The 2,147-nt window shown below is 30.4% G+C and carries 3 protein-coding genes; 2 read left to right on the top strand and 1 reads right to left on the bottom strand.

Annotation, left to right across the window (positions count from 1 at the left end; genetic code table 11):
• Nucleotides 1–225 precede the first annotated feature (225 nt).
• Nucleotides 226–1,008, top strand: a complete 783-nt coding sequence (locus HMPREF9078_RS02715) for a DUF3784 domain-containing protein (RefSeq protein ID WP_009419203.1) — start codon at nt 226–228, stop codon at nt 1,006–1,008.
• 108 nt (nt 1,009–1,116) lie between these two features.
• Entirely contained in the window at nt 1,117–1,503 is a 387-nt protein-coding gene (locus HMPREF9078_RS02710; protein ID WP_009419202.1) for a hypothetical protein, read from the top strand.
• An 83-nt stretch (nt 1,504–1,586) separates the two neighbouring features.
• On the opposite strand, the gene HMPREF9078_RS02705 is transcribed toward HMPREF9078_RS02710, so the two are convergent.
• Nucleotides 1,587–1,838, bottom strand: a complete 252-nt coding sequence (locus tag HMPREF9078_RS02705; protein WP_009411577.1) for a GlsB/YeaQ/YmgE family stress response membrane protein — start codon at nt 1,836–1,838, stop codon at nt 1,587–1,589.
• Nucleotides 1,839–2,147: the final 309 nt, after the last annotated feature.

Here is a 2,147-nt window from a genome sequence, read left to right as displayed (position 1 = left end):
CCAAAGTTTGAAACTTTGGCAAAGTTAATCTTCTCTGGTGCAAGCTTGTAACTCGCACCCCATTTGCTAATCTCTTAATTCCCTAATTTTCTCATTCTCTAATTTCCTCATTCCCTCATTTTCTAATTATTTATTGTAACTTTGCCAAAAGTTTAAACGGATTTGTTATGTTTATCTTTGTCTTGTAATATTTCTCGTATTATTAACGTATAAAACTAAACTTTTATGGATATCATAAATTGTATTTTAGGAGTGTTTTACATAACAATGGGAATTCTAATCTCAAAATTCCCTAACTTATTATCAGGCTATAACACATTGTCTGATGAAGAGAAAGAATCTTTAAAAAACACAGATTATACGCTGTATCTGCGTAATGTCTTTATTATTTGTGGATTAGCTTCTATTTTTTTAACTTTTTTGTCTCGTTCCGTTGTTTGGGACATTGGTATTTCCATATTACCAGGCTTGCTTATTCCCATTTTATCCGTATTACGATTTAATCCTATAAAAAAACAAGCTTTTTCTAAAAAAGATTTTTACATTGTTCTTTTCTTAATCGGGGCTGTGTGTATTTTTCTTTTTTATGGAATGAGAGAAAGTGATATTGAGGTTAGCAAAGAAAGAATTGAGAATTCAGGTCTTTATCATTTTAATATTAAAATGAAAGATATTGATTCAATAACTCTTGTTAACGAATCACCTAAATTTGTTTTGCGAACTAACGGCTTTGATGTAGGAATCATCAAAAAGGGATTTTTTAAAACCGAAAAAGGTGATGTATATAAACTTTCTTTACGTGTTAATACAAAACCTTACATTAAGATTTATCACTCCAAAAATCAAATACTTCTTTTGAATTATGGCGATTCTATACAAACTTTACAATTATTCAATAATATCAAAAACACATATGAAATGAACCCAAATTTTATAATTTCGCCTAAAACATTAACTCTTATTACGGACATTCAGTTGTACAGCCACATAGTTGTGAATCCCCTTTAAATTTTGTAGTTTTTCCATTGATAACAACTATTAAAAATTGCATAACGCATTACAATGGCATAATTATTGCAACAAACTTTAATATTAATTTTTTAAATTGAATCAAGTATGAAAAAAATTATTGCTTTAGTATCAGTGATTTGTTTATCACTAGTAGCTTTTTCTTCTATATCTTGTAGCAAGAATGATGACCCAGCAGACAATGACCTTTTTGTAGGAACCTACAAAGGTAAAATCTCTTATTCAAATGGAGATGAAAAAAAATCTGCTGATAACGGAGCTGTGACAGTTGTTAAAACAGGAAATGACTATTATTTCCGTTTTTCAGATGGTATTCCTGACCTTAAAGGTGTTAGCTTCAAAAAAGAAGGAGATAACACTTTAGTAAACATCGACTTGAAAGATGGTGTAAAACTCATTAGAATCAACGCCTCTTCATTGAACATTTTGTATACTACAGATGGAAAAACCTGGACTGCTAACGCAAGTAGGTAATTCTAAAAAAGAAGTACTAAAAAACCCCGAAAATATATATTTTCGGGGTTTTTTCATTTTTAATATGTGCTATTCCTTCCTTATTACTTCTTTTTAAATATCAAATTTATCAAGAATAAAATAACAATAGCTCCAATAGCTCCTGTCAAGATAGCACCAATCCATCCTCCTCCAAGTGAGACGTGAAACACATCTCCTAAAAGCCAATATCCCACGATACTTCCAAGAATACCAATAATGATATTGCCGATAAGACCTAATCCACTACCTTTGTAGATAGTTCCTCCTAACCATCCAGCGATGGCTCCAATAATAAGTGTTGCGATAATACCCATAATTTTTAATATTAAATTAGGGTACAAAGGTAAGAATTATTATTTAAAAAACAAATAAAAATCATAAAAGGGAGAGGATTCGCTCGCTTTACTTGGCGTTATTGTTCAGATTATTTACTTATACATTTTGTGAATTGTTTTCAAATTTTGTACTTTTGCAATTGATAACAACACAATCCCTTTTCTCCAGCCCCGTAAGGCGTTGTGAATTGCTTTCAATTTTTATAGTTTTGTGATTGATAACAACTAAAGAAGTACAAGCAACTCAACGGAAAAGGTTGTGAATTGCTTTCAAATTTTGTAGTTTTG

Source organism: Capnocytophaga sp. oral taxon 380 str. F0488, assembly GCF_000318255.2.
In the GTDB taxonomy this organism is placed as follows: Bacteria; Bacteroidota; Bacteroidia; order Flavobacteriales; family Flavobacteriaceae; genus Capnocytophaga; species Capnocytophaga ochracea.
Note: the sequence above shows the minus strand (reverse complement) of the source record. Positions and strands in the feature narration are given on the sequence as shown.